This is a genomic window from Nocardioides zhouii (assembly GCF_004137345.1).
GTDB lineage: Bacteria > Actinomycetota > Actinomycetes > Propionibacteriales > Nocardioidaceae > Nocardioides > Nocardioides zhouii.
Genome location: NZ_SDWV01000001.1, coordinates 234,879 through 260,457 on the forward strand (window position 1 = coordinate 234,879; position 25,579 = coordinate 260,457).

General features: G+C 69.6%; 21 protein-coding genes. 10 read left to right on the forward strand and 11 right to left on the reverse strand.

Annotation, left to right across the window (positions count from 1 at the left end; all coding sequences use genetic code 11):
• The first annotated feature begins 30 nt into the window (after positions 1-30).
• From EUA94_RS01145 to EUA94_RS01170, 6 genes are read left to right on the forward strand one after another with little or no spacing between them, the layout of a single operon-like run.
• Positions 31-3,285 carry a cellobiose phosphorylase gene (locus tag EUA94_RS01145; protein WP_129423853.1) on the forward strand — a complete coding sequence of 1,085 codons (3,255 nt, stop codon included), beginning with the start codon at positions 31-33 and terminating at the stop codon, positions 3,283-3,285.
• Positions 3,285-5,447 carry a glycoside hydrolase family 3 N-terminal domain-containing protein gene (locus tag EUA94_RS01150; protein ID WP_129423855.1) on the forward strand — a complete coding sequence of 721 codons (2,163 nt, stop codon included), beginning with the start codon at positions 3,285-3,287 and terminating at the stop codon, positions 5,445-5,447. Before EUA94_RS01145 ends, EUA94_RS01150 begins: the two co-directional genes overlap by 1 nt.
• Positions 5,444-7,834 carry a beta-galactosidase gene (locus EUA94_RS01155; RefSeq protein ID WP_129423857.1) on the forward strand — a complete coding sequence of 797 codons (2,391 nt, stop codon included), beginning with the start codon at positions 5,444-5,446 and terminating at the stop codon, positions 7,832-7,834. Before EUA94_RS01150 ends, EUA94_RS01155 begins: the two co-directional genes overlap by 4 nt.
• Before the next feature lie 33 nt (positions 7,835-7,867).
• Entirely contained in the window at positions 7,868-8,722 is an 855-nt protein-coding gene (locus tag EUA94_RS01160; RefSeq protein ID WP_129423859.1) for a DUF2785 domain-containing protein, read from the forward strand.
• A gap of 10 nt (positions 8,723-8,732) precedes the next feature.
• Entirely contained in the window at positions 8,733-10,403 is a 1,671-nt protein-coding gene (locus EUA94_RS01165) for an acetolactate synthase (RefSeq protein WP_129423861.1), read from the forward strand.
• A gap of 3 nt (positions 10,404-10,406) precedes the next feature.
• Positions 10,407-10,886 carry a GNAT family N-acetyltransferase gene (locus EUA94_RS01170; RefSeq protein ID WP_129423863.1) on the forward strand — a complete coding sequence of 160 codons (480 nt, stop codon included), beginning with the start codon at positions 10,407-10,409 and terminating at the stop codon, positions 10,884-10,886.
• Here EUA94_RS01170 and EUA94_RS01175 read toward each other — a convergent pair.
• A complete protein-coding gene (locus EUA94_RS01175; RefSeq protein WP_129423865.1) occupies positions 10,883-12,283 on the reverse strand; it encodes a hypothetical protein in 1,401 nt (466 codons plus the stop codon). The two genes, EUA94_RS01170 and EUA94_RS01175, sit on opposite strands and share 4 nt — an antisense overlap.
• Complete coding sequence (locus EUA94_RS01180) at positions 12,280-12,816, reverse strand: SigE family RNA polymerase sigma factor (RefSeq protein ID WP_129423867.1); 537 nt, start codon at positions 12,814-12,816, stop codon at positions 12,280-12,282. Before EUA94_RS01180 ends, EUA94_RS01175 begins: the two co-directional genes overlap by 4 nt.
• A 68-nt stretch (positions 12,817-12,884) precedes the next feature.
• On the opposite strand from EUA94_RS01180, the gene EUA94_RS01185 reads away from it, so the two are divergent.
• Positions 12,885-13,262, forward strand: a complete 378-nt coding sequence (locus tag EUA94_RS01185; protein WP_129423869.1) for a thioesterase family protein — start codon at positions 12,885-12,887, stop codon at positions 13,260-13,262.
• 403 nt (positions 13,263-13,665) lie between these two features.
• Here the strand turns inward: EUA94_RS01185 and EUA94_RS01190 are convergent, their stop codons facing one another.
• From EUA94_RS01190 to EUA94_RS01205, 4 genes are all read right to left on the reverse strand, one after another.
• Complete coding sequence (locus EUA94_RS01190; protein WP_129423871.1) at positions 13,666-14,445, reverse strand: hypothetical protein; 780 nt, start codon at positions 14,443-14,445, stop codon at positions 13,666-13,668.
• Positions 14,446-14,704: 259 nt separating this feature from the next.
• Positions 14,705-16,993, reverse strand: coding sequence for an AAA family ATPase (locus EUA94_RS01195; protein WP_129423873.1), 2,289 nt, complete (start codon positions 16,991-16,993; stop codon positions 14,705-14,707).
• Between the two features lie 114 nt (positions 16,994-17,107).
• Complete coding sequence (locus tag EUA94_RS01200; RefSeq protein ID WP_129423875.1) at positions 17,108-18,109, reverse strand: phospholipase D-like domain-containing protein; 1,002 nt, start codon at positions 18,107-18,109, stop codon at positions 17,108-17,110.
• 101 nt (positions 18,110-18,210) lie between these two features.
• A complete protein-coding gene (locus EUA94_RS01205) occupies positions 18,211-18,777 on the reverse strand; it encodes a hypothetical protein (RefSeq protein ID WP_129423877.1) in 567 nt (188 codons plus the stop codon).
• A gap of 354 nt (positions 18,778-19,131) precedes the next feature.
• On the opposite strand from EUA94_RS01205, the gene EUA94_RS01210 reads away from it, so the two are divergent.
• The 3 genes from EUA94_RS01210 (at position 19,132) to EUA94_RS01220 (ending at position 22,945) form a co-directional block, all read left to right on the forward strand.
• The gene (locus EUA94_RS01210) at positions 19,132-19,731 is read left to right on the forward strand and encodes a hypothetical protein (RefSeq protein ID WP_129423879.1); all 600 of its coding nucleotides are present in this window, start codon (positions 19,132-19,134) and stop codon (positions 19,729-19,731) included.
• A 2-nt stretch (positions 19,732-19,733) separates the two neighbouring features.
• Positions 19,734-21,320 (forward strand): exonuclease domain-containing protein, encoded by a 1,587-nt coding sequence (locus EUA94_RS01215; RefSeq protein WP_129423881.1) that lies wholly within the window; start codon positions 19,734-19,736, stop codon positions 21,318-21,320.
• A gap of 179 nt (positions 21,321-21,499) precedes the next feature.
• Positions 21,500-22,945: a hypothetical protein gene (locus tag EUA94_RS01220; protein WP_129423883.1), complete on the forward strand. Its 1,446-nt coding sequence runs from the start codon at positions 21,500-21,502 to the stop codon at positions 22,943-22,945.
• A 65-nt stretch (positions 22,946-23,010) separates the two neighbouring features.
• Here EUA94_RS01220 and EUA94_RS23080 read toward each other — a convergent pair whose 3' ends face one another.
• The 5 genes from EUA94_RS23080 to EUA94_RS01240 all read right to left on the reverse strand — a co-directional run bounded on the left by EUA94_RS23080 (position 23,011) and on the right by EUA94_RS01240 (position 25,553).
• Positions 23,011-23,085 carry a 50S ribosomal protein bL37 gene (locus EUA94_RS23080; protein ID WP_369759046.1) on the reverse strand — a complete coding sequence of 25 codons (75 nt, stop codon included), beginning with the start codon at positions 23,083-23,085 and terminating at the stop codon, positions 23,011-23,013.
• 64 nt (positions 23,086-23,149) lie between these two features.
• Positions 23,150-23,422: a mycothiol system anti-sigma-R factor gene (gene rsrA / locus EUA94_RS01225; protein WP_129423885.1), complete on the reverse strand. Its 273-nt coding sequence runs from the start codon at positions 23,420-23,422 to the stop codon at positions 23,150-23,152.
• On the reverse strand, positions 23,419-24,081 hold the full coding sequence (locus tag EUA94_RS01230; RefSeq protein WP_422879870.1) for a sigma-70 family RNA polymerase sigma factor: 663 nt from the start codon (positions 24,079-24,081) through the stop codon (positions 23,419-23,421). The genes rsrA and EUA94_RS01230 overlap by 4 nt, the downstream gene beginning before the upstream one ends.
• A 75-nt stretch (positions 24,082-24,156) precedes the next feature.
• A complete protein-coding gene (locus tag EUA94_RS01235) occupies positions 24,157-24,819 on the reverse strand; it encodes an alpha/beta hydrolase family protein (RefSeq protein ID WP_129423887.1) in 663 nt (220 codons plus the stop codon).
• Positions 24,816-25,553 (reverse strand): SOS response-associated peptidase, encoded by a 738-nt coding sequence (locus EUA94_RS01240; RefSeq protein ID WP_129423889.1) that lies wholly within the window; start codon positions 25,551-25,553, stop codon positions 24,816-24,818. Before EUA94_RS01240 ends, EUA94_RS01235 begins: the two co-directional genes overlap by 4 nt.
• Positions 25,554-25,579 lie beyond the last annotated feature (26 nt).

Genomic DNA, 25,579 nt, shown 5'->3' on the forward strand with positions numbered 1-25,579 from the left:
GGCCCACTGGGACTGGTAGGAACGAGCACCATGCGGACAGACCAGAGGCCTGCCTCGCGGGCCCGACTTCGACTCGGGAGCCCCACAGGTTCACTCGTCGAGGCCAACGCCCACGGTGCCCTGACCCGGTTCGAGGCCCACGGCCTCAGCCTCCTGCTCAACCCCGCGACGAGCATCGAGGCGGGGCCCGCCAACGTGCACCTGAGGGTCCACGACCACGGGTCGGTGCGGCGTACGCCACTGCTCGGACAGGCCTCGCCCAGCCGCCTGTCCGTGGTCGACGACGCCCTGCGCGCCACCGGCCGGTGGGAGGGTCTCGACTACACGCTCTCCCTGGTGCTGGGCCGCGAGGACGCGACGTGGGCGTGGCACCTGGAGGTCGTCAACACCACCGACGCACCCGTGCGGATCGACGCCGTCCTGACCCTGGACCCCGCGCTCGCCCCCGCCGGCGCGGTGGCCAACAACCAGTACTACGTCAGCCAGTACCTCGACCTGACCCCGATCGACACCGCCGATCACGGGGTCGCCCTGGCCGTGCGGCAGAACATGCCCGGCGAGCGGGTGCCGTGGGTCGTCGTCGGCTCGCTCGGACATGGTGTCCGCTGGGCCACCGACGTGCTCCAGCTGGTGGAGCGGACCGCGGACGGCCCCGTCTGGTCGGGACTTGACCTGCCCGACCTGCCCTCGACCCGGCTGCAGCACGAGCACGCCCTCACCGCGGTGCAGGACGAGGCCGTGGTGCTCGCACCCGGCGCGACGCACCGCACCGGTTTCTTCGGCCTGGTCCTGCCGGACCACCCGGCCGCCACCGGTCCGGACGACGTACGCCACGTCGAGACGGCGGTCCGCGCAGCCGCCCTCTGCGCCGCGGGCGCCGCAGGCGCGGTCGAGGACCACGACGATGCTGTGCCCGAGGGCCCCGCATCGCTGCTCGCCTCCTCCCCCGTCCTGTCCTGCGTCCCGCTGACCGCGGACGACCTGCAGGTCCTCGACCTCGCCGCCGACGAGGGCTCGACCGAGCACGACGCCGACGGGACGCCCACGACCTGGCGCACCCCGCGCGGCGAGATCGTCACCACTGCCCGCGAGCTCGAGGTGCTCCGTCCCCACGGCCAGATCCTGCGCACGGGCGACACCCTCACCCCCGATCCCGGCAGCGTGACGACGACCGTCTGGATGAGCGGCACGTTCCACTCGCAGGTCACCGTCGGCCACGTCGGGCGCGATCCCCTGCTGACCGGCCGGCGCAGCTACGTCGGCCTGTTCCGCGGCCAGGGCCTGCGCGTGCTGGTGCGCGATGCCGACGACGCGGGCTGGCAGCTGCTCGACCTCCCGAGCGCGTGGTGCAACGGCCTGGACGCCTGCGTCTGGTGGTACGCCACTCCCGACGGCAGGCTGATCGAGGTCGAGTCGCGCGCACCGGCGGAGCGCCACGAGCTCACCCTGACCGTCCGGGTCCTGCGCGGCCCCGCCACGCGGCTGCTCGTCACCCTCGACACCGGCTCCGACGAGGCACCGGGCCTCGACCTCGGCTGGACCGGCGAGGCCGACGTCGTGCGCGACGAGGACTGGCTGGTCCTCGACGTCGAGCCGACGAAGGACTGGCGGCTCACCCTCCCCGCCTCCGACGCGCAGCCGGGCACCGGCGACGCGGACTTCTGGGCCCGCCTCACCGGCTCGCTGGACCTCGCCCTCGACGGTGACGGTCCCGAGTCGGCCGAGGTCGCGGCCGTCGCGGACGCCCTTCCGTGGTTCACCCACAACGCCCTGGTCCACTACCTCGCGCCCCGCGGGCTCGAGCAGTACTCCGGCGGTGGCTGGGGCACCCGCGACGTCTGCCAGGGACCGGTCGGCCTGCTCACCGCGCTGGACCGGCACGACGAGGTCCGCGACGTGCTGGTGCGGGTGATGGGCGCGCAGAACGCCCGCGGCGACTGGCCGCAGGCGTTCGAGTTCATGCCGCCCACGGCCGAGCACGGCCAGCAGGACTCCCATGGCGACGTCGTCTACTGGCCGCTCCTCGCGGTCGGTGAGCACCTGCTCACGGTCGGCAACGCAGCGATCCTCGCTGCCGAGGTCGCCTTCGTGGGCGACAACGGGGCGACCGCGCCCGCACCGGTCGAGGAGCACCTGACGCGCGCGGTGGACCGGATCGAGGCGCTCGCCGTCCCCGGGACGCCGCTGCCCGCGTACGGCAACGGCGACTGGAACGACTCGCTCCAGCCCGCGGACCCCGACCTCGCCCGACGCCTGGCCTCCACGTGGACGGCAGTCCTCCAGGTGCAGGCGCTCGACGCGCTGGCCCAGGGCCTCGAGGCCGTGGCCGCCGCGCCCGCCCTCGCCGACAGGGCCGCGTCCCTGGCCGCCTGCACCCGCGAGGCGATCGGCCGCGACATGGTCATCGACGACCTGATGCCCGGCTACCTGCTCTACGACGACGCAGGAGTCCAGGCCGAGCCGCTCGTCCACCCCCGCGACACCCGCACCGGGCTGACGTACGGGATCCTGCCGTGGGTCCACGCCGTCGCCGCCGACGTGCTCGACCCGGAGGCCGCGGCCCACCACCTGGCCACGATCGAGCGGCACCTGCTCGGGCCCGACGGAGCGCGGCTCTTCGACTGCCCGGTGACCTACCGCGGCGGCCCGATGACGACGTTCCAGCGCGCCGAGGCGAGCACGTTCTGGGGGCGCGAGATCGGTCTCATGTACGTCCACGCGCACCTCCGGTACGCCGAGGCGCTCGCGCGGGTCGGTGACGGTGCTGGACTGTTGAGTGCCCTCGCCCTCGCCAGCCCGTGGGGCCTGACGTCCCGCGTGCCGCAGGCCCGTCCGCGGCAGCGCAGCTGCTACTACTCCTCCTCCGACGGCGTCTTCGCCGACCGCCTCGACGCCTCGCGGCGCTACCCCGACCTGATGGCCGGGCAGGTGCCCCTCGAGGGCGGCTGGCGGATCTACTCCTCGGGCCCGGGCCTCGCCCTCCGCCTGGTGGTCGAGCGGCTGCTCGGCCTCCGGCGTCGCGGCGAGCGGTTCGAGGTCGACCCGGTGTTGCCGCCCGGCAGCGACGGGCTCCGGGCCACCGTCCGGCTCGCCGGCCGGCTCGCCCACGTGACGTACACCGTCGGCCCCGAGGGGGTCGGCGTACGCCGCGTCGTCGGCGCCCACGGCGAGCTCGCCCTCGAGCAGCTCGCCAACCCCCACCGCCGCGCGGGTGCGTCCGTCCGGACCGGCGACCTGCAGGCAGCCCTCGACGCCTCCCCCGACCTGCTTCTGGAGACCTACTGATGGATCGCCCCTGGCTCGACCCCGCCCTCGACGTCGAGGCGCGGATCGACGCGCTGATGGCTGTGATGACCCTCGACGACAAGGTGGGCCAGACCCACCAGGTCGCCAACATCAACCCCTACGAGGACGTCGAGGCACTGCGCGGCGGCCGGATCGGCTCGAGCCTGTACGCCTCCGGGGCGACCGCCGGCAACGAGCGCGACGAGGGCGTGCTGGCCGGCGTGATCGACGAGATCCAGGTGCTGGCCGGAGAGAGCCGACTCGGCATCCCCGTGCTCTTCGGGCGCGACGTGATCCACGGTCACCGCACGGTGGCCCCGATCCCGCTGGGACTGGCGGCGTCCTTCGACCCTGAGCTGGTCCGGCTCGCCGCGGAGAACGCCGCTGCCGAGGCGGTGGTCGACGGCATCGCCTGGACCTTCGCGCCGATGCTCGACCTGTCCGAGGAACCGCGCTGGGGACGGGTGGCCGAGTCGTTCGGCGAGTCGCCGGTCCTGGCGTCCCGGCTCGCGGCCGCCGCGACCCAGGGCTTCCAGGGCGACGACCCGTCCCGGCCCGACCGGATCGCCGCGTGCGCCAAGCACTTCGTCGGCTACGGGTTGTCTGCGGGGGGCCGCGACTACGACACGGTCTCGGTGGGCGAGAACACCCTGCGCAACCTGCACCTGCGGCCCTTCCGGGCCGCGGTGGAGGCCGGCGTGCTCAGCGTGATGGCCGCGTTCAACGACGTCGACGGCATGCCGATGCACGCGCACCGCCACCTGCTGCGCGACGTGCTCAAGGGCGAGTGGGGCTTCGACGGCGTGGTCGTCGGCGACTGGAACGGCATCGGGCAGATCGTCTTCGCGGGCGTCGCCGCCGACGACCGCGAGGCCGCCCGGCTGGCGATCGAGGCCGGCGTCGACCTCGACATGGTCAGTGGCGCGTACCTCGCGCACCTCGCCGACCTGGTCCGTGACGGCGAGGTCGACGAGGCGCTGGTCGACGATGCCTGCCGCCGCGTGCTGCGGATGAAGCTCCGGCTGGGCCTCTTCGACGGTGCCGCGGCACCGGGCACCCGGCCGGTGGGCAACGAGCCGACGCCGGAGAGCCGAGCGCTCGCCCGGCGCGCTGCCGTCGGCGCCCACGTGCTGGTGCGCAACGAGGGGGCGCTCCCCCTCGGCGACGAGGGGTCCGTGCTCCTCACCGGCTCGTTCGCCCACGAGGGCGACGTGCTGCTCGGGACCTGGGTCCTCGACGGCCGCGCCGAGGACGTCGTGACACCGGCCGCCGCCCTCACCGAGCGCCTCGGCGACCGGCTCACCGTCGACGACGGCCGCTTCCCCGACCGCACCCTCCAGCTCGCCCGACTCGCCGACGTCACCGTCGCGCTGGTCGGCGAGCACCCGAACCGCTCCGGCGAGGCCAACTCCGTCTCGGACCTCCGCCTGCCGCCGGGACAGCTCGACCTGCTCCGCACCCTGGCCGGGCTCCGCAAGCCCCTGGTCGTGGTCGTCTACACCGGCCGGCCGCTCGACCTCGGCGAGGTGCTCGACCTGGCCGACTCGGTCATCGTGGCGTGGCACCCCGGCGTGGAGGCCGGCAGTGCGCTCACCGACGTGCTGACGGGCGACACCGGACCCCACGGCCGGCTGCCGATGACCTTCCCGCTGTCGACGGGCCACATCCCGACGAGCACCCACCAACGTCCGACCGGCCGGCTGATCCGCGCCGACGTCGACCACCGCGAGGGTCGCTACGCCGATGCGCTCACCTATCCCCGACTGCCGTTCGGGTTCGGCCTGACCTACTCCGAGGTGGCGTACGCCGCCCCGCAGGTGGCCGACGCAGAGATCGGGCTCGAGTCGGCGACGACGCTCACCGTCGCGGTCACCAACACCGGCGACCGACCGTGCCGCGAGGTCGTCCAGGCCTACTTCCGCGACCCCGTCGCGCAGGTCACCCGGCCCCTGGTCGAGCTCATCGACTGGTCGGTCGTCGACCTGGCGCCGGGCGAGACGAAGGAGGTGACGTTCGAGGTGTCCGCGACCGCGTTCGCGTACTTCGGCGCCGACCTGAGCGAGCGCGTCGACGAGGGCGAGATCCTGCTGATGACCGGGCCGGACGCCGCGCGGCTCCAGGACGTGTCGCTGCGGATCACCGGTGCCGAGGTGCGCCCGTGATCGCGCTCGAGCACAAGCAGCTCGTCATCGACGGCGAGCCCCGACTGGTGATGGCCGGGGAGGTGCACTACTTCCGGGTCGCCCGCGAGGAGTGGGATCAGCGGCTGGACCTCGTCGTCGAGGCCGGCTGCACGGCCGTCGCGTCGTACATCCCCTGGATCTGGCACGAGCTCCCGGACGGCACCATCGACGTCACCGGTGCCACCCGGCCCGAGCGGGACGTCGCCGCGTTCATCGACGCGTGCGCCGAGCGGGGCCTGTGGTTCATCGCCCGGCCCGGCCCGTTCGTGATGGCCGAGCTCAAGAACGAGGGCATCCCCTACCGCGTGTACGACGAGCACCCCGAGGTCGTCCCGATCGGCTGGGACTGGAAGCCGGCGCCGTCGCGCACCGTCGACTACCTCGCGCCGGCCTTCATCGACGAGACCGCGCGCTGGTTCGACGCGATCATGCCGGTGCTGGCGCCGCGGCTGCAGCCGCGGGGCGGCAACATCATCGGGGTCCAGCTCGACAACGAGGTCGGGATGCTGGCCTGGGTGACCAACAGCCCGGACCTGACCGACGGACTCATCGACGACCTCGGCCACTGGGTGGACGACGAGCACCCCGCCCGCGACCGCTACCCGGAAGCACCGGGGTCGCCCGGCTGGGCCGACCAGGTCCGCTCGCCGTCGGAGGAGGTCGCCGGACGCCTCCGCGTCGACCTCGCGGAGTACATGCGCGACCGGTTCGCGGCGTACGTCACCACGCTCCGCGACCTCTGCGAGGCGCGGGACGTGCGCGAGGTCCCGTTCCTGGTCAACATCCACGGGACGGAGAGCGGCAGCGGAGGGCCCTTCCCGATCGGGATCAGCCAGCTCGTCCGCACGTACGCCGGCGTCCCGGGCATGGTGTCGGGGTCCGACCACTACCTCGGCGCGGCGACCTCGGACACCCTCACCGACCTCTACGTCATGAATGCCTTCATGGACGCCGTGCACGACGCCGACCAGCCGCTGACCTCGCTGGAGTTCGAGGCCGGCACCGGCGACTACAGCGGTGGTATCGAGAGCCAGCACGACCCGTCGACGGTCGACCTCAAGACCCGCCTCTGCGTCGCCCAGGGCAACCGGCTGATCAACTACTACCTCCTGGCCGGCGGCATCAACCCGCCGCTGGAGGAGGTCGTGGGTGACGGCAACGACCGACTCAGCTTCACCGGCGAGCGGCACGGCACCGCCGCACCGATCGGTCCCGAGGGCCAGCGCGGCTTCACGTTCGACGCCACGGCCCGTACGGCCCGCGCGATGACGGCGCAGCAGGACTGGTTGTCGCGGATGGACGAGGAGCACGACGGGGTGCAGCTCGGGCTGGTGCTCGACGCGTACGCGACCGAGTACCACCACCCCGAGTCGGCCCTGATGAGCGAGGTCGTCGACGACCTGACGGGCCACCGCGGCGCCGGCCAGCGACGGTTCGTCGCCCGGTCGCTGCTGCTGGGCGGCTTCCGCTTCGGCGCCGTGCGCCTGGAGGAGCGCGACCCCGAGCCGGGAGGCGTGCTCGCCCTCGCGTCCGGGCGCCACCTGTCCGCCACCGTGCAGCAACGCGTGCTCGACCACGTACACGCCGGCGGCGGCCTGCTCTACCTCGGCCCGCTGCCCGAGCGCGACCTGGCGAACAAACCCTGCACGGTGCTCGCCGACGGGCTCGGCCTCGCGGCCGGGGACTTCGTGCACGACAGCTCCGACTTCTTCCCGTCGGTCGTGCGCCACGGCTGGGCCGCACCCGGACCGGAGGTCAGGGTCGGGTGGCGCCAGCGCCTCGACGCTCCCGAAGGGGCCGAGATCGTCCTCACCGACGTCGACGGCGCGGTCTGCGGCGTGTCGGTGGCTGCCGGAGCCGGTCAGGCCGTGGTGCTGGCCGCCGGGCTGCCGTCCGACCCGGTCCTCGTCGAGCGGGCGCTCGCCCACCTCGGGCAGCGTGCGGGGGTTCGGGTCGACGCACCGTGGCCCGGCGTCCTCGCCACGACCACGGCCAGCGCCGACGGCCAGCGGGCGCTGCACCTCATCAACCACTCGGGCGTCGACATGCGCGTGAACGTCGCGGTCGACGGAGCTGACCTGCCCTCCGACGGCGCGCTGTCGCTGCCGGCCCGGAGCGGGCACGTGCTGCCGCTCGGGATCGACGTGGCTGGCCACCGGATCCTGTGGGCCAGCGCCGAGATCACGGGGCACTCCGCCACGCACGTGGACCTCGCTCCCGGCCTCGACCAGGACGGTCGGACCACGGTCCTGCTGGCCCCCGGCACGGCGGTGCTCGACGACGCGTCGTACGCCGTGGACGACGGTCCCGACGGCGCGGTGCGCGTCATCGGAGGCCCCGGACCGATCTCCGTCAGATTCGGTTAGCCGGTCGCCCGGACGGCTGGCAGGATGGGCGGCATGTCGACGGGCTACTGGGACCAGGTGCAGGCCGCCGACTTCGAGGTCCCCGGGGACCGTCCGCTCGACGACCTCACGGCCGAGCTCACTACGATGCTCGGGTCGACCAGCCCGGAGGTCCGCGACGGCACGGCGTTCCCCGCCCTTGCGACCTGGATCGACCGCGGCGTCTACGACGACCTGCTCGCCGGGCTCGGTGACGGGATGGTCGCCGGGCTCGCGGTCGGGCTGGGCGAGACGGACACCGACACCGTCTTCCGCCGCAGCTTCAGCGCCCTGATCGTCGGGGCGTGCATCGAGCGCGACAACGAGCAGCACCTCCTGCCGATCGACAAGATCCTCGACTGGGGCGACCGCATCGCCGTCTGGTTCCTCACCGAGAAGGACAGCCGCGGCTGGGTGCCCGACAAGGGCTGGGCCCACGCGATCGCGCACGGCGCCGACGCCATCGGCGCGCTCGGTGAGTCGCCGCACCTCGGCGCGGCCGAGCACGAGGCCCTCCTCGACGTGCTCGCGGAGCGGCTGCTCCAGCAGCCGGTCGACGTGCCACTGGCGGCAGGCGAGCCCGACCGCATCGCCGCCGCGGCCATGCAGATCCTGCGCCGCGGGACCCTGGGCACGGACCTGCTCGAGCCGTGGGTGCACCGGCTCGGTGCCGCCGCCAACGCGTTCAAGGGTCCGGTCGACCACGACCCGTACGCCCCGACGGCGGCTCCGCAGGCGTTCCTGCGCGCCCTCTTCCTCCACCTCTCGCTCTCCCCCGAGCCACCGGCCGTCCGCTCCGACCTGCTGCTCGTCGTGATCGACGCCCTCCGGATGACGAACGCTCCCTACCTGCGAGTAGCCACCCGATAACCTCTGCTGCATGACCGAGATCTCCGGGCACAGCGGCGAGCTGGCCGTCCACGTCGCGCGCGCCCACGGCGTCGAGACGATGTTCACCCTGTCGGGCGCACACGTGTTCCCGATGTACGACGGCGCGGTGAAGACGCAGCAGGAGGGCCAGGGCCCGCCTATCCGGCTGCTCGACGTACGCCACGAGCAGACCGCGGCGTTCGCCGCGGAGGCCACCGGCAAGCTCACCCGAGTCCCCGGTCTCGCCGTCCTCACCGCCGGTCCGGGCGTCACCAACGGCATCAGCGCCATCGCGCAGGCCCAGTTCGCGGGCTCGCCGATGGTCGTCGTCGGCGGCCGGGCACCGCAGAACCGTTGGGGCACGGGCTCGCTGCAGGAGCTCGACCAGCCGCCGATCATCGCGCCGGTCGCCAAGTCCGCGAAGACGCTGATGACCGCCGCCGACGTGGCCCCCGGGATGGACGAGGCCTTCACCCTCGCCCGCTCCAGCCACCGCGGCCCGGTCTTCGTCGACGTGCCGATGGACGAGTTCTTCAACTCCTCTACCGGCACCCTCGGCTCAGGCGAGGGCACCCGCATCGAGCCCGACACCGACGCCGTCGAGCGCATCGCGCGGCTCCTCGCGCGGGCACAGCGGCCGGTGCTGATCCTCGGCACCGACGTCTGGGCCGACCACGCCGAGGCCGCCGCACTGCGCTTCGTCGAGGACCTGGGCATCCCGACCCTGACCAACGGGATGGGCCGCGGCGTCATCCCCGGCGGTCACCGCTCGCTGGTCACCAAGGCCCGCGGCGCGGCCCTGTCCGGCGCCGACCTGGTCGTGGTCGTCGGCACGCCGCTGGACTTCCGGCTCGGCTACGGCGCCTTCGGCGGTCCGGACAAGAACCCCGACGGTGCCTTCGCGAAGGTCGTGCACATCGCCGACTCGGCAGCCCAGATCTCCACGCACGCGGAGCTCGCCGACGCGGTCGCCGGCGACCTCACGACCGTCCTCGACGGCCTCCAGGCCGCGATCGAGCGCGGCGACAAGCCCGACTGGCGCGCGTGGGCCGACCGGCTCGCCGACCAGGTGAAGGTCGCCGCCGCCCGCGACGCCGAGCTGCTGACCGCCGAGGCCGACCCGATCCACCCGGCCCGGATCTACGGCGAGCTCGTCCCCCGGCTGGCCGACGACTCGGTCGTGATCGGCGATGGTGGCGACTTCGTCTCGTTCGCCGGCAAGTACGTCGAGCCGCAGCGCCCCGGCGGCTGGCTCGACCCCGGCCCGTACGGCTGCCTGGGCGCTGGTCTCGGTGCCGCCATCGCCGCCCGGATCGCTCGCCCCGACGCGCAGGTCACGCTGCTGCTCGGTGACGGCGCGGCCGGCTTCTCGCTGATGGACGTCGACACCCTCGTGCGCCACGACCTGCCGGTCGTCATGGTGATGGGCAACAACTCCGCCTGGGGGCTGGAGAAGGGCCCGATGCAGATGCTCTACGGCTACGACGTCATCGCCGACCTCGGCCAGCGCACGCCGTACGACGACGTGGTCAAGGCGCTCGGTGGCGCGGGCGAGACGGTCACCGACCCGAAGCAGATCGGCCCGGCCCTCGACCGCGCGTACGCGTCGGGCGTGCCCTACCTCGTCAACGTGATCACCGACGTCGAGGCGGCCTACCCGCGCAGCACCTTCGGCATCTGAGCCATGGACCTGCGTCGCATCCGGCCGCACGAACTGAATGCCGCGGGCGACGTGTGCGTCGCGGCGTACGAGCCGTTCCTCACGAGCGCGGAGGACTTCTACCGCGAGCGGCTGCGCGACGTCGCGACCCGCGATGCGCAGGCCGAGGTGTGGGTGGCCGTCGACGACGAGCGGGTGCTCGGTCTCGTGACCTACTGCCCGCCGGGGTCGCCGTGGCGGGAGATCGGCCGGGACGACGAGGGCGAGTTCCGGATGCTCGCGGTCGATCCGGCCGCCCAGGGCTCCGGTGCCGGCACCGCGCTGGCCCGCATGTGCGAGGAGCGAGCGCGTGAGCACGGCGCCACCGGCATGGCGTTGTCGTCCCTCGCCGAGATGACCGGAGCCCACCGGATCTACGCCCGGCTCGGCTACGACCGCGCGCCGGTGCGGGACTGGTCACCCACGCCCGAGGTGCACCTGCTCGCCTTCAGCAAGGCCCTCTAGCAGCTGCCCACCGTCGACTGGACCTCGACGTCGTAGAAGCACACGGTCCCGGTGGGGAAGGCCGCCATCTCGGTGCGCGACACCATCACCCACTTCCACGCCTGCCAGCTCGCGTCCTCCTGCAGGACGACCGTGACCAGTGCGCCGTTGCGGGTCAGCCACGTGCGGGTCGGGCCCTCGTCGACGAGGGTGATCTCACCGACCGGCTCGAGTGCCCGCATCCGGTTGCCGTCCTGGACCAGCACCTGGATGTACGACGGGTCGGAGCCCGACGTCAGGACCAGCGACGCTCCGTCGAAGAAGAGGTCCGTGGGCGCCTGGACGTTGACCTGCGGGTCGCCGACCTCGAGACCGTGGTTGACCGTACGGCCGTCGTCGCCCTCGACCACCAGGCTCGGGTCGGCGACGGCCTCCAGCCGCGCGGAGAACCCGTAGCCGTCGGCGTACTCGGCCTGCTCCCCCACGCCGATTGTTTCGTTCGCCACGGGTGTGACGACCGGCAGGTCGTCGACCTGACCAGGGGCGCAGACCACGAACGACTCGAGTCCTTGCGCGCGACAACCGGCCTCGACGGGCCGCAGCACGCCGTCCTCGCCGAGCACCCACTCCCACGCGTCCATGACGTAGGTCTCGGGCCGCATCGTCGTCATGGTGTCGCTGGCGAACTCGTTGACCGAGCGGGCCGAGAAGAGCTTGCCTTCCTCGATCCAGTAGTCGTGGGGCCGGACCATGTCGTAGAACTCGGCGGCGGTGCCGGGCACGGGCACCTCTCCACGGAGGAGCAGGTCGGCGGACTCGACCGGTGCCTGCACGAGCAGCCCGTCGCGCAGGTCGAACACGATCGGGTGGTTGCCCTGCACCGGACCGGAGAAGAGCTCGTCGCGGTAGAGCACCAGCTCCTGGTCGCCGTCGCCGTCCGCGTCGATGGGAGGCAGCGCGACCGTCCCGATGGTGGTGCCGAGCTCGGCGATCCCGTACGCCTCCTCACCGGTGCTGCTCAGGGTCGTCTGCATCCGGGTGCGGCCGTCGAACGTGTCGGTCGGCTCGCCGAGGAAGACGACCTTCTCCTTGGCGCCGTCGCCGTCGAGATCGAGGCGGGCCGGCGTGGAGAGGTCGTTGGTCTTCCAGTCCCGCCCGACGTCGGCGGGCAGCTCGATCGTAGGGGCGTCGGGGTCCGGCTCCGGCGCGAGCCGGTCGGACCGCTCGCGACCGCCCACCCCTTGCAGGACCACTCCGAGGATGAGCAGGACCACCGCAGCGGTCGCGAGCAGCACCCACGGCGACTGCCAGCGCGGCCGCAGCGGAACGACCGTGGCCAGCGGGGCCAGGTCCTCGGGACGTACGAGCTCGGCGCGGGCGGCCAGGGCGGCGCGCAGCCGGTCCTCGGTGATGGTCATCGCTCCTCCTCCATGGCCTTCTCCAGGGCGACCAGCGCGCGGCTGGCCGTCGACTTCACGGTGCCCTGGCTGATCCCCAGCGTCCGGGCGATGTCCGCCTCGCTCAGGTCGGACCAGTAGCGCAGCACCAGCACCTCGCGCTGCCGTGGCGCGAGGCGGTGGAGCGCCGCGATCACCTCGCGGTGCTCCTCGGCCAGCACCGCGGTGTCCTCGGGCGAGGGCGGCGACAGGTCGTGGGGTGGCGAGTACCCCCGCGCCGTACGTCGTCGGCGCAGCGCCGAGCGCGCGGTGTTGACCACTGCGACCCGGAGGTAGGCCAACGCCTTCGACGGGTCCTTGACCGCGTCGGGACGCCGGGCGAGCGCGGCGAACGCGTCCTGCACCACGTCCTCCGCCGACGCGACGTCGTCGACCAGCAGGACCGCGAGGCGTACGAGCGGCAGCCGGTGGGCGGCGTAGAGCTCGGTGATGTCCACTGCCGGCTCCGCAGTCACCATGCCGATCGCCCTCGTCCCGGCCGCCCTCGTGCTCATGTCTGGTAGACGTGTGTCAGTCCCTCAGGTTGCCCCATCGACGCAGAATTTCCCCGGAAGGCCCGCACATGCCGCACCTCGAGCCCGCCACGCTCGCGTACACCGTCACCGACGACGACACCGCCGCGGCCGTCGGCAGCGGCTCGCTGCCGGTCCTCGGGACGCCGCGCCTCCTCGCCTGGCTCGAGGCCGCCACCTGCGCCAGCCTCGAGCCGACCCTCGCCGAGGGCTCCACCAGCGTGGGCACCCGCATGCAGGTCGAGCACCTCGCCGCCAGCCCCGTCGGCGCCGAGGTCGAGGTCAGCGCGTCGAGTGCGTACGTCGACGGCCGGCTCCACCGCTTCACGGTGAGCGCCCGCGACACCACCACCGGCAAGGTGCTCGCCGCCGGCGAGATCACCCGCGTCGTGGTCGACGCGGAACGGTTCCTCTCCCGGCTCGGCTGAGCTCGATGCTGCCGTGACGAGTGACGCATGCGCTCGGAGAGCCGTCCGGCCGGGGCTGGGTGTGCTGCGGACGGAGAGTTAGGGCATTGCCCCACTCCGCCCAGAATGACGCGGGGCAAGAAGCCGATCACCGCAACCGGCATCACTTCCTGGTCTGATCCGCCAGCCAGAAGAGGTGCGGAGAATGGGGGCCACGGCACTTAGTGCGGGCGTTCGGCCTGATCCCAACGGTGCTATGGCACCGCCATCCACGCGTGGGTTGCTTATTGCGCTGAGCGTTGGACCGGATGAGCACTCGGGTGCCCACCAGATGTGCGCCGGCGACAAGGCGCGCAGGCCAAGCAGCGGGGTGCTTATTGCGCTGGGCCCACGACCTTCGAGACGGATCGGAGCTCGGCCCCGATCAACGATCGCTTCGCTGCTCGATGGGATCGGGATCAGTCTCGACTCGATCCAATCCCAGAAGCTTCCCCAGTTCGGTCAGCAGGTCGCCGGTCAGCACGGACGGGTTTGCCTCCAACGCTTCGATGATGCCCTTGACCTGTTGCGGCGGGAGTTCAGCGAGCGTCCGTTGCAGCTCACCAAGAGCTTCTCCGTCAACAATGTTGGCGTTGGAAACGAGCTTGATCTGCTCTTCGCTGAAGGCCCGCGCCGCGAGGGCAGCAAGATAGCGGGCCTGCGCCTCCGCGCTGCTCATGTCTGTTCGGTAGACCTCTTCGGCGACAGCCAACTCCTGCCCCGAGTCCACCACCATCGCCTCAAGCACGATGGGGTGTTTGGCGGCTTCCTTGACGGCCTTGCGTGCAGCCTTCTTGGACTTGCGCTCAGCCTTTCTCGCTCTGCGAGCCTCAATGGCCGGGCGAGCCTTCTCGTGCCATAACCGCTTGGCATGGGGTGTAGCCACTGCGACTAGCAGGATCACTACCTTCGCAACCAGCTCGGCGTTCTCTTCCCGCTCACGCTCGCGCCGACGCTCGTATTCCTCGTCGTACACGGAGACCGGCTCGTAGGCGAAGACGGGTTCAAGCTCCGAGTCGTCCTGCCTCTCATCAGGGATGAATCGTGCGCTCCCCTTGAGGTTGCCCTCGCTGTCGAAGAGGTTCTGATGAAGCCCGCCCTCCTTCTTCTTGCCAGGAGTTAGGTCGTCATCGTCGTACTCGTACCGGCCCTTGATGCTAGCCACGGGGCACCTCGGGCATGAGGTCGCACGGTGGGTGCCGCGCGGCAGTCTGGGGGTCGCCGGTCATGGATCGACTCTACTTGCGACCTCCGGAATACCGACGGCCGAAGCGTGCAGAGCCGGGCCCAGGACGGCTGGTGCGTCGGCTCAACAGTCGCGTGGCGGGTTGACGGGTTCACCCACCCTCAGCCGCTTGCCTCGCTCCTACTGTCACGGGTTCGAATCACTAAGAGAATGATGGCGGAGGCGCCTGCGACGGAGGCTAAGCGATAGCCGTAGCGTCCGAGTCCGTTGCCTTGCACATGCGCTCAAAGTGCTCAGGGTCGGCAAACCTCAAGAACTCCATGCACCTGCGGATCTGCCCGTGAATGGCGCGGGAATCCAGCACATCCACGCTCTCGCTTCCTTCGCCATGGGAATAGCGATTGCAGAAGTCATAGACGTCTCGATACGGGTTGGAGGAAAGGTCTCCACCCATGAGGTCCTCAAGCCGCTGGTCAAAGGTGCCGAGGTGCGGAGCCTTGTAGCTGGCGAACACCTCGAGGACACGACGCGCCGCATTGGGGAGCAGGAACAGCCGGTCGTGATCAGTGCCGTCGACCACGCCGTCCATCACCTTGGCGAAGAGGTAGGCGTACTCGCTGGTGTGCTTCACCAGGGTTGGCGGAAGGGGTGCGACCTGCGTCCTTCGCACGTCATCCTTCGTCGCTGCGTACATCTCCAAGAAGGCCACCTTGGGGAAGCGGATCTCATCCGCATCCCCCTTCTTGATCTTGTTGCGAGAGGTTCCCCATGCGCTCCCCTGCGACTTAAGAAAGAGCCGCAAAAGGCCGAAGTCGTGTGTGAGCACGATGAACTGGCCGAAGCCCTTCAGCGTGTCCACCAGCCACTGGTGCGTGGCGAAGAGCGCTTCGCGGTCCAAGGAACTGGACGGGTCATCAATGACCACGATCCGTCCCGACTTGTCCCCACTGATGGTCTCGTCCTCCAACTTCCGAAGGAAGTAGAGGAGTGACAGGGTGGTGCGCTCGCCATCGCTCAGGTGCGTAGCCGGCGCCTTCCCCCGACGACAGGCATAGGACCTGCCGTCCTCGGTTACGGCGACACTGAGGTGGTCCTTTCCGTAGACGCGGGCTAGGTCCTTGGTGAGAGTCTCTGCCATCTTGCTGTTGGAGAACTGCTTCTGGCGAAGGTCGGTGAGCGTCCGTTCTGCTAGGTCGGCACCGTCCTTTGCAGCCCTGCTCTCGGCCTGCGCGCTCTTGGCACTCGCCTCATGCTGACGGAAGGCCTCTGCCCGCGACCCGATGATGTGGTCGAGCACGGTCTCGTAACGTGCCTCGACCACTGTGTTGTGGTCGTCCACCTGTGCGTTGTGCTCGGTGATCGCCTTCTGAAGAGGGGCGGCCGACAGCTCATCGGCGAGGAGCGACCATTCCGGGGCGGCAGGTGTTGTGGCTGGGTCTTCGACCTTCTCCTTGAGAACCTGCCCGAGTTCATCAAGCACCGCGATTCGCAACGCCGCGCCTTCCTTCACGCCCTCAAGGTTCGCGGTGTAGCCATCTCGGAGTTCGCCCGCAAGCGTCTCCGGTGCTGGCACCGCATCAAGCCAGCTACTCAGGGCCGCCTTCCGGCTCTGCACCTGCTGCAGCAGCGACTGCGCGCGCTGGCGGATGTCGAACCAGCTCTTGTCGAAGTGCTTGGCAAGCTGCTCCCGGCGCTCGGCCGTTACGGCGTTCCCGCAGAAGAGGCAGTCATCTAGCCCCTCGTGTAGGCGAAGACCCTGCTCGGCCCACCGCTGCCTTTCCTGATCTGCGGCGAGGGATGCGAGCGCCACGCTTGTGGGCGTCTCCGCAAGCAGGACGTCGACTCCGCTCAGCACCGTCGTCAGTCCACCCGGCGCATCCACCAGTGCGGATACGTGCTTAGGTGCGGGCTCGCTCAGACGCTTGAGCGCCTCGACACTCTTGTTCTCGTCAGGGAACTCGCCCTTGTAGCTGCGGAGAAGCCCTTCAACGGTTGGCATCGAGTACTTGTTCTTCGTAAAGCGCTGGTAGTGGAAGCTCTTCAGTTGATCTGCGATGCCGTCCTGAGCCGCGCTAGCCAACTTCTTGGCCTTGGCCGTTGAGTCCTGACTCTTCTTTCCTGCCTCGGTGGCCTCAAGGCGGAAGGCGTCGATCTTCTTGCCGAGTTCGACCTCCTGCTCCTTAGCTTCGATGGCCTCCTCGCCAAGGGTGACGATGGGTGAGGCGGTGTCGCCATCGAGGAACTGCGAGAGGTTACGGCGCACCCATTCCTTGGTGAAGACCGCCATGGCGGGCGAAGGTCCGCCGCTGCCCACGGGCACCGTGTGACTCACCCCCAGTTCGTCCTCCCAGACGACCTCCGTGGTTGCGTCGTCCGAGGCGATCTCAAGGAGAAGCGATGCAAAGGAAGACTTACCGCTGCCGTTGTGGCCGTAGACGACAGAGCGCCCACCCAAGGGCAGTGCCGGGGGCCAGAAACCCTTACTCAGAGAGCGGTAGGAGGTCGTCGGGTCAAGTCGGCGCAGCATGGGGGAACCCTATGCGCGGAGACCGGTACATCCACGCGCGTTATCCAGTGGGTCTGCTACGCGAACTGTTGTCAGCCTGACCTAGCCCATTCCGCCGCAATCCGCTGTCGTCGACTACGGTCTGCCGCTGAGATAGCGCAGAGCCGCGGCGAACTCACTCAACCCCAGTCGCTTGTGACCGCCCTGAAGCGACAAGCCGGTGAAGCCCAGCGCGGAAAGTGGAACTCCCGTGGCCACGGGAACCTGGAGACGGCCAGACACGGGAGTCACCCAGGGCCAGCGATCTGCGCTCGCTTGAGGCACGCCCTGCGCGAGCAAGAACGGGACATCGTGGCGAGTGGAACCGGCCACTTGGACGACAGCGTTGCACCTTCCAGCCGCCTTGGCGTAGATGAGCAGAAGATCGCCCACAGCGAACGACGGCTTGCCCTTCTTCGAACTGTTAACAAAACTGTCGCTCCGCCACGGATCGTCCGCTGTCACAGCATCCCGATACAACGCTTTGACCCAGAGTGCGACGCCCCCTGCTTCAGCCAACAGAGCATTGGCGGCTTCTACCTCTGCGGTGATCGGGTTACCCGCGCCGTTCGAAGGAGCGGGCACGGGTACCGACGCCGGGAGCTTGGCGGCTGCCTCCTCTGTGGCGGCGAGCATCTGTTCAGTGACGGGATCACTCTTGGCCCACCACGAAGCGAATTGATCTGCGGCCGCGCCGAGCGTAGTTCGAGGAAGTAGGAAGCCGAGCTCAAGGTTCGCTCGTTGACCGCTTCCGAGCCCCGCATGTGTCAGATTGGCCGACCCGACAAGCCCGAACACCGGGTCACATAGAAAGAGTTTGGCGTGGAGGTTGGAGGCTGTCCGCAGCTCGACAGACGCATCCCGAAGCGCCCGCAGCCCTTGAATGCTCAGCGACCCGTGGGCTACCGCGGCGGCGTCAAGGGACGTCAGAATCGACCAGTTTGCCGAACCATCTTTGGCGATGCCGGCGAGTTCGTGCGCGACTCCCGCAGAGATGTAGGGGCTAGCCAGCCGGACCTGCTGCCTCGCCTCCGTCGCCGCTTGCATCAACACAAGCCCTGCCGAAGGTACTAAGCCAGTCATGCCGCTGTCCGTCATTAGGAGAACCTATGACAGCTTTTCACTGCGGATGATGATTCGCCATGCGGGCGGACTCACGAGCGTCCTTCCGCCGCGTTGGCCCGCATTGTTTGTGACGCTCAGGCTTCGACGTACCAGAACTGCGAGTTGTTTCCGCCCGGGGACGTTGTAGTCACGCGGTGGCCCCGACGGTTCATCTCATGCAGTGCGTCGTAGATCGAGATGTAGACGACGTTAGGGATGCGCTCAACGACCTGCCACAGCCGCAGTCCGTTCTCGCCGCGGACCCAACCACCGCTGTCTAGAAGTCGTTCAACCTCCGCGATCGCCTCGTCCAGCGACAGTCGCTTGACCTCTGGATAGGACGAGGGCGCCATCAAGGGGCCCTCAACATTCGGGTGGCTGATCAGGAGCCACTCGCGTTGAAGGTCGTTGCTAACGCGGTTCCAAACTTGCCGTGGCGCGTCGTCTTCTCCGAACTCCGCCTGGATGCGGCGAAGCCACCCCTCCCAAGGTTCGCGCACTCCCGCCTCGTGTGACGACAACACGAACTCGCGGACAGCAGCGTCGAGCCCGTTGGGGCCGCCGCGCTTTGAAGGCAACTTAATCTCGACGTGGGCGACTTGGCCGTGCTGCCCGCAATAGCAGGGGTCGGCGTCGCAAAGGTGGCAGTAGGTATCGCTCATCGTGGGTCGAAGGTATCCGCCAGGGCCGTCCCGGGTCTGCTGCACAACCACGTACCTGCCCCACTTCGCCGCCTGCGCCGCGACAGTTGGCGTAACTCAGCCACAACCGCGATGGATCCAACAGTGTGCCTGTTGAACTCGTCGACCTGCTCGGCTGGCTCCAGTACTCCACGATGGTTTGGCCCCGGACCCCTGCATCTCGTAGCCGTCGAGATATGCCTCCACGACCTCGAATCGGGTCACCTAGCCAACGCCACTCGCCTCCTGTCCTTCCCATACCAGCGACGAATGTCTCCGGCTGTGGTTAGCCTCGATGCGGCGACGCCAGACGGGCTAGCCAGGGGGAACTGAAACATGCGTGGGATCACGACCATCGACAATCAGCCGGGGAGCGACACCATCACCCTCTGGGTGACCTCGGCGAAGGATACGCAGGCTCGGCACGTCAACGCCGTAGAAGTAGATGCGGCGAAGGACCTAGAGGACGCCATGGATGCGGTCTCCTCGCTAACCCGCTGCTGCGGGGTGCTTGTCACGAACGGGACCACACTCGACGGGCTACCAGTAGCGGGGAAGCCGCTCACCGAGTCTGACCTCACCGACCTCGTGGCCTATACCGAGGCGCATCAGCACGCCATCTCTGAGGCTGTCAGGGATCACAAGCGCCGAACGCGGTCGGCCTCAGTCGCGATGCCGGTGTTCCCTGTCAGCCCCATCCCTGCAGACTTCGCTCCAGTGGACGACACCCCGACCAGCAGGGCCTTTGCTACGGCGAACTACCTCGCCCTAGCGTGGACGGCGTGGCTCAAAACCGACGAGGAGCGGCGCCGGCGCACGACCCGCCCGAAGACGGGTGAGACGCCGTGGATCATGCCGGAGTCAATGAATTCCCCTTTGATCGCCACTTTCCCTGAGTCGTTTGCGGCACGGGTCCACGAGCAGGCGTTGGTCTGACGATGCTCGACTTCACCGCGCTCGACTTCGAGACTGCCAATGCCTACCGGGGCTCACCCTGTGCGGTCGGATTGGTCCGAGTGCGGGACGGCGAAGCCGTCGATGAGCGACGCTGGCTCATTCGTCCCCCCGAGCAGGTGAACTACTTCGACGCCTTCAACACCGCGCTGCACGGCATCGACGCCAGCATGGTTCGGCACGCTCCCCGATGGAACGACATCCTCCCCGCCATCGTGGACTACATCGGGGACGACGTGGTGGTGGCACACAACGCAGGCTTTGACATCGGCGTGATCCGCTACGCCTGCGCGGTGGACAACATCGAGTGGCCCGAGATGCGCTTCTTGTGTTCGATGGTCATGGCGCGGCGCGCACTCAGTTTGCCGTCGTATCGACTGCCGTACGTGGTGGAGTCGCTTGGATCGCAGATGGGCGACCATCACGATCCGTTGGCCGACGCGCACGGTGTTGTGTCGGTGGTCAATGGCCTAGCAGACGCGGCGGGAGTCACCGAGCTCGCTGACCTAGTAGCCGCCCATCACTTGGGCATTGGGCACATGAGCAGCGGTATTTACGCCGGCAGCGTCGCTCTCGGCAGCGGCGGGAGGAACTTCACGCCCATCGAGGTCAACACGGACGCAGACCCGAGCGGCTACCTCTACGGCCGGGTCGTCGTGTTCACCGGCACGTTGATGTCCATGACCCGTGATGTTGCTCGACAGGAGTGCGCTCGCGTCGGTGCCACGCCCGAACAGAACACAACGAAGCGGACCCACGTGCTGGTGGTCGGCGACATCAATCCCGCCGTTCTACGGCCGGGCTCAAACGTCACTGGCAAGGCGCGCAAGGCGTTTGACCTACAGGACGGAGGCCAACCCATCGAGGTCATGACTGAGGACGACTTCGCGCGGTGCATCCAAGGCAAGCCGATTACTGACTTCGCGAACGTTGCCGACCTGTTCCCCGTGCCCACCCCAGGGACGGGTACACCACCGAAGCGAGGTCGCCTCCGGTCGGTCCCGCTTGCTGAACGGCCAGCACCTACACCGCCGAAGCCCCCCAAGTCGCCGAAGCCTCTGCGTCGAGTACCTGTTCCCACTGACCAACTCTGTTCAATCGATACCTGCACCAACGGTGCCGCTTTCAAGACGTATAAGAACCCGACCTACTGCTACACCCACATCGACGTGATCCTGGGCAGAGGGGGCTTGGAGCCGCTGGAGTCCTTCACGCATCCGAAGGACTGGCTGCTCACCCGGTGCCTACGGTGCGGCAACGTCGCGCACTACCGATTCGTCTACGTGCAGGACAACAACGTCGCGAACGTCGAGACCTGCCGGGCCTGCTACTGGCGCGAGTGGGGGGCTGAGCAGCGTGCGGCGCTCGGACCATATGGCGACAACAAGCCGGTGACCTACGAGCGGGCAGAAGCCACCGCCGAGGAGCATGGCTATATCTACCTCGGGCCGCTCACCAACCCGTCCATGGCTTACGACCCTCACCGGGTCGAGTGCTCTCGATGCGGGAAGATCAGCGCAGAGCGCCTCGGAGACATTTCTTTTGGGTGCACCTGTCAGCCGCGCCTGTAGAGCCCGGGTCCGCTGCACGAACGGGTGTCAGTCCCATCTAGCCCATTCCGCCGCCATTGGGTCGCGCAACCCGAAGTCAGGTTTGCCCGCCACGACGTGAGTCGATCCCAGCGCCGAGACGGATATCAACAGGCACCTATGCCTCTTGCGGCTCGAACACCTGTTCGATACCCTGAGGCATGACTATCGCCGCTCTCCCCCAGCAGCCGCCACAGGCGGCCGATGAGGCGTCGGCGAGCGACCTGCTGAACTCCGCTACCGAGGCGCTGCGCGCGCGCCGGCTCGCGGAGGTTGCGGAGCTGGAGCTCGCAGTTCGGTGGGCGGTCACCAACGGGCACGCGCGAGACGACCGCGACCCGATGCTCACTCCCGGCGGCGACGGCACGCCTGCCATGCGCGAGCACGCGATCCCCGAGCTGGCGATGGCTCGGGAGACTCACCCCACCACCACGCGCGCGCTCCTCGCAGACGGGCTCGACCTCGTCCACCGACTCCCGCGCACCTGGGCGGTCGTCGAGGCCGGCCGCTGCGAGCCGTGGGTGGCACGCAAGGTCGCCGTGCTCTCCCGTGCCCTGCTGTCCGAACAGGTCGTACGCGTCGACCGAGCCGTGGCCAGGGCCATCGCCGGCCACGCACCCTCGACCGTTCTCGAGATCGCGCGAGCCAAGGTCATCGAGGCCGATCCCGAGACCCACCGCGCCGAACGCGAGCGTTCCCGGCACGAGCGCTACGTACGCCTGTCCCGCACCGACGAGTACGGCTACCGCCACATCATCGCCCGCATCACCGCCGGTGACGCTGCCTGGATCGACGCCATGGTCGACCGGGTCGCCGACATCCTCACCACCACCATGGGTCACGACCACAACCACGACGAGCTCCGCTCCCTCGCCATGGGCTGGCTCGCGCGCCCCCTTGATCTCCTCAAGCTCCTCGTCGAGCACACCGACACCGAGGGCAGCGCGGACGCCGACACGGACCAGCCGGCACAGCCCCGCCAGCCCGTGTGGGCACCCGACCACATGGCCGACACCGTCAACCGGCTCTGTTCTCTCCCCGCGCGCAAGCTGGCGAAGCTCCGCGGCCGCGGACGCTTGTTCGTCCACCTCACCGACGACGCACTCCGCACCGGCACCGGCGTCGCCCGGGTTGAGGGCGTCGGCCCCATCGACGTGTCCCAGCTCCACGAAGTGCTCGGCCACGCCGACGTCACCGTCACCCCGGTCCTCGACCTGCGGATGCGCCGCCGCGTCGACGCCTACGAGCACCCCGAGGTGGTCAAGGACCACGTGTGGGTGCAGACCGGCGGCGACTGCTTCCCCTTCACGCCCCGCAGCGCGACCCGCGACGGCGTCGACTACGACCACGCGATCCCCTACGACGACACCGGTCCACCCGGCCAGACCGGCCCGCACAACTCCGGGCCACTACGCCGCAGCCACCACCGCACCAAGACCCACGGTGGCCTCACCACCCGAGTCGTCGGCCCCGGGCGGCACCTGTGGCGCACCCCGCACGGCCAGGCCTTCCTCGTCGACCACACCGGCACGGCGAGACTCACCGATCAGCAAGCGATCGCCATGACCGAGGCGATCGAGGACGGCGTCGAGCTCTACTTCCACTGACCTCGGACATGCAAAAGTCCCCGCCGTGGCGGGGACTCTCACGATGACGTGTCGAAGAAGACGCGTCAGGCGTTGGGGCGCTTGCCGTGGTTCGCGCCCTTCTTCTTGCGAGCGCGGCGCTTGCGTCCGGTCTTGCCCATCTGGTCCTCCTGAAGTCGGTGCTCGGGTCAGTCTCTCAAAAGAGGCCGACAGGAGCGAATCGGCTCAGGACCCGCCCTCGGTGATCTGGATCCGCACCTCGCGCAGCCGGAGGCGTACGCGGTCGCGGAGCGACTCCGGCGCGGCCTCGCCACAGGACCTGGCGACGAGCTGCTTGACCGCCTTCTGGAGGTCGTGGCGCTCGAGGCAGGGCCCGCACTCGCGCAGGTGCATCTCGACGACGGCGCAGGACGCCTGGTCGAGCTCGTTGTCGATGAAGTAGACGATGCGCTCGATGTAGTCGACGCAGTCGTCCTTGCCGTGCTCGTGCGTGCTCACGACTCGCTCCCGTCAGTGCCGGGGACGGTGGCGGCCGGCAGCAGGTCGTTGGCCCGGACGTAGTCGGCGAGCATGTCGCGCAGCTGGCGACGACCACGGTGCAGACGTGACATCACGGTGCCGATCGGCGTGTCCATGATCTCGGCGATCTCCTTGTAGGGGAATCCCTCGACATCGGCGAGGTAGACCGCGAGCCGGAACTCCTCGGGCAGGCGCTGCAGCGCGTCCTTCACCTCGGAGTCGGGCAGGTGCTCCAGCGCCTCCATCTCCGCCGACCGGAGGCCGGTAGAGGAGTGCGACTCCGCGCGGGCGAGCTGCCAGTCCTCGACGTCCTCGGACATCGACTGCTGCGGCTGGCGCTGCTTCTTGCGGTAGGAGTTGATGTAGGTGTTGGTCAGGATCCGGTAGAGCCAGGCCTTGAGGTTCGTGCCGGGCTTGAACTGGTGGAAGGCGCTGTACGCCTTCGCGAACGTCTCCTGCACCAGGTCCTCGGCGTCGGCGGGGTTGCGGGTCATCCGCATCGCCGCGCCGTAGAGCTGGTCGAGGAACGGCAGCGCGTCGCGCTCGAAGCGCGCGGTCCTGTCGTCGGGGGTCTCGTCCTCCACGACGATGTCGGCGTCGTCCAGCGTGGACATCTCGTCCTTCAGCGATTCAGTCATCGCCTCCCACAGTACCGCCGTGGAGGAGGGCGAGGGACGGTCGAGGGTGAGTGCTTGCACACCACCTCCAACACCTCACCCCCTGCGGGGATTCCCGACGACTTCGCGGACCAGCCACTCGAGGGTCGACTCGACCACGATCCCCATCGCCTCCGCCTGGCTGACCTCGCCCCGGGCCGGCACCTTGAGGCCGTGGTCGGCGCCCGGGATGACGACCAGGTCGAGGCGGTCGAGGTCGCCGGGGAACTCCTCGGGACGGCCCATCGGGTCGCGCTCGCCCTGCACGACGAGGGTCGGCAGGCCGGACGTGCGCAGCTCCGGGAGCCGGGTGGGCTCGGTCTTCCCGGGCTGGTGGAGCGGGAACGACAGGGCAAGGCAGCCAGACGCACCGAGCGCCTTCGCCGTACGCGCCGCCGAGCGGGCACCGGCGGAGCGGCCGCCCACGACTAGGGGCGTACGCACGCGCATCGCGTCGGCGGCGCGGGTCAGGCCGACGTCGAGGGTCGCCGGAGCGGTCGCGACCTTGCGGCCGGCCACCCGCCACGGTTGCTCGAAGAGCACCACCGACACGCCCTGCGCCGGCAGCGCGTCGGCGAGGGCCCACAGGTCACGTGCCTCGACCCCGCCGCCGGCGCCGTGGCTGAGCAGCAACGTGGCGATCGGACTGGTGGCCCGGCGGGTGTGCAGGCGGCCCTCGCCGTGGGGCGTGTCGACCATCCGGACCGAGGCCTTCTTCATGAGGTGGCCTCCAGGGGGACGACGAGCTCGGGGCCGTTGTTGCGGACGTTGCTGACCAGCGTCGGGACGGCGTACGCCTCGAGCCGGCCGGGCGCGGCCGGGACCAGCAGGGACGTGTCGCCGGGCGTGGTCGGGTCGAGCCACTCGTGCCAGCGGTCGCGCTCGACCATGAGCGGCATCCGGTCGTGGATGTGGCCGAGGGAGTCCTCGGCCTCGGTGGTGAGGACGGTGCAGGTCCAGCGGAACCGGTCAGGGTCGTCCTCGGCCTTGGTCGGGTCGCGCCAGATCTCGTAGAGGCCCGCCATCGCCAGGACACCGCCGTCCCGGGGCCGGATGAAGAACGGCTGCTTCACGGGCTTGCCCTTGGCGTTGGTGAGCGAGGTCGGGTACCACTCGAAGTAGCCGTCGGCGGGCAGCAGGGCACGGCGGGTGGCGAACGCCTTGCGGTAGGCCGGCTTCTCGGCGACGGTCTCCATCCGGGCGTTGATCATCCGGTTGCCGATGGACGGGTCCTTGGCCCACGACGGCACCAGGCCCCAGGTCAGCACCCGCAGCTGGCGCTGCGGCGGCTCCTCACTCTCGCGCGACGGCGGCCGCTCGACGATCGCGTAGACCTCCTTGGTCGGCGCGACGTTGTAGTCGGCCGCCAGCGGCGCGGCCACCCGGCTCTCGACGACCTCGAACTCCTCGATGAGGTCGTCAGGCTGACGGGACGAGGCATAGCGGCCGCACATGTCACGGACCCTAGCGGGGACCGGGG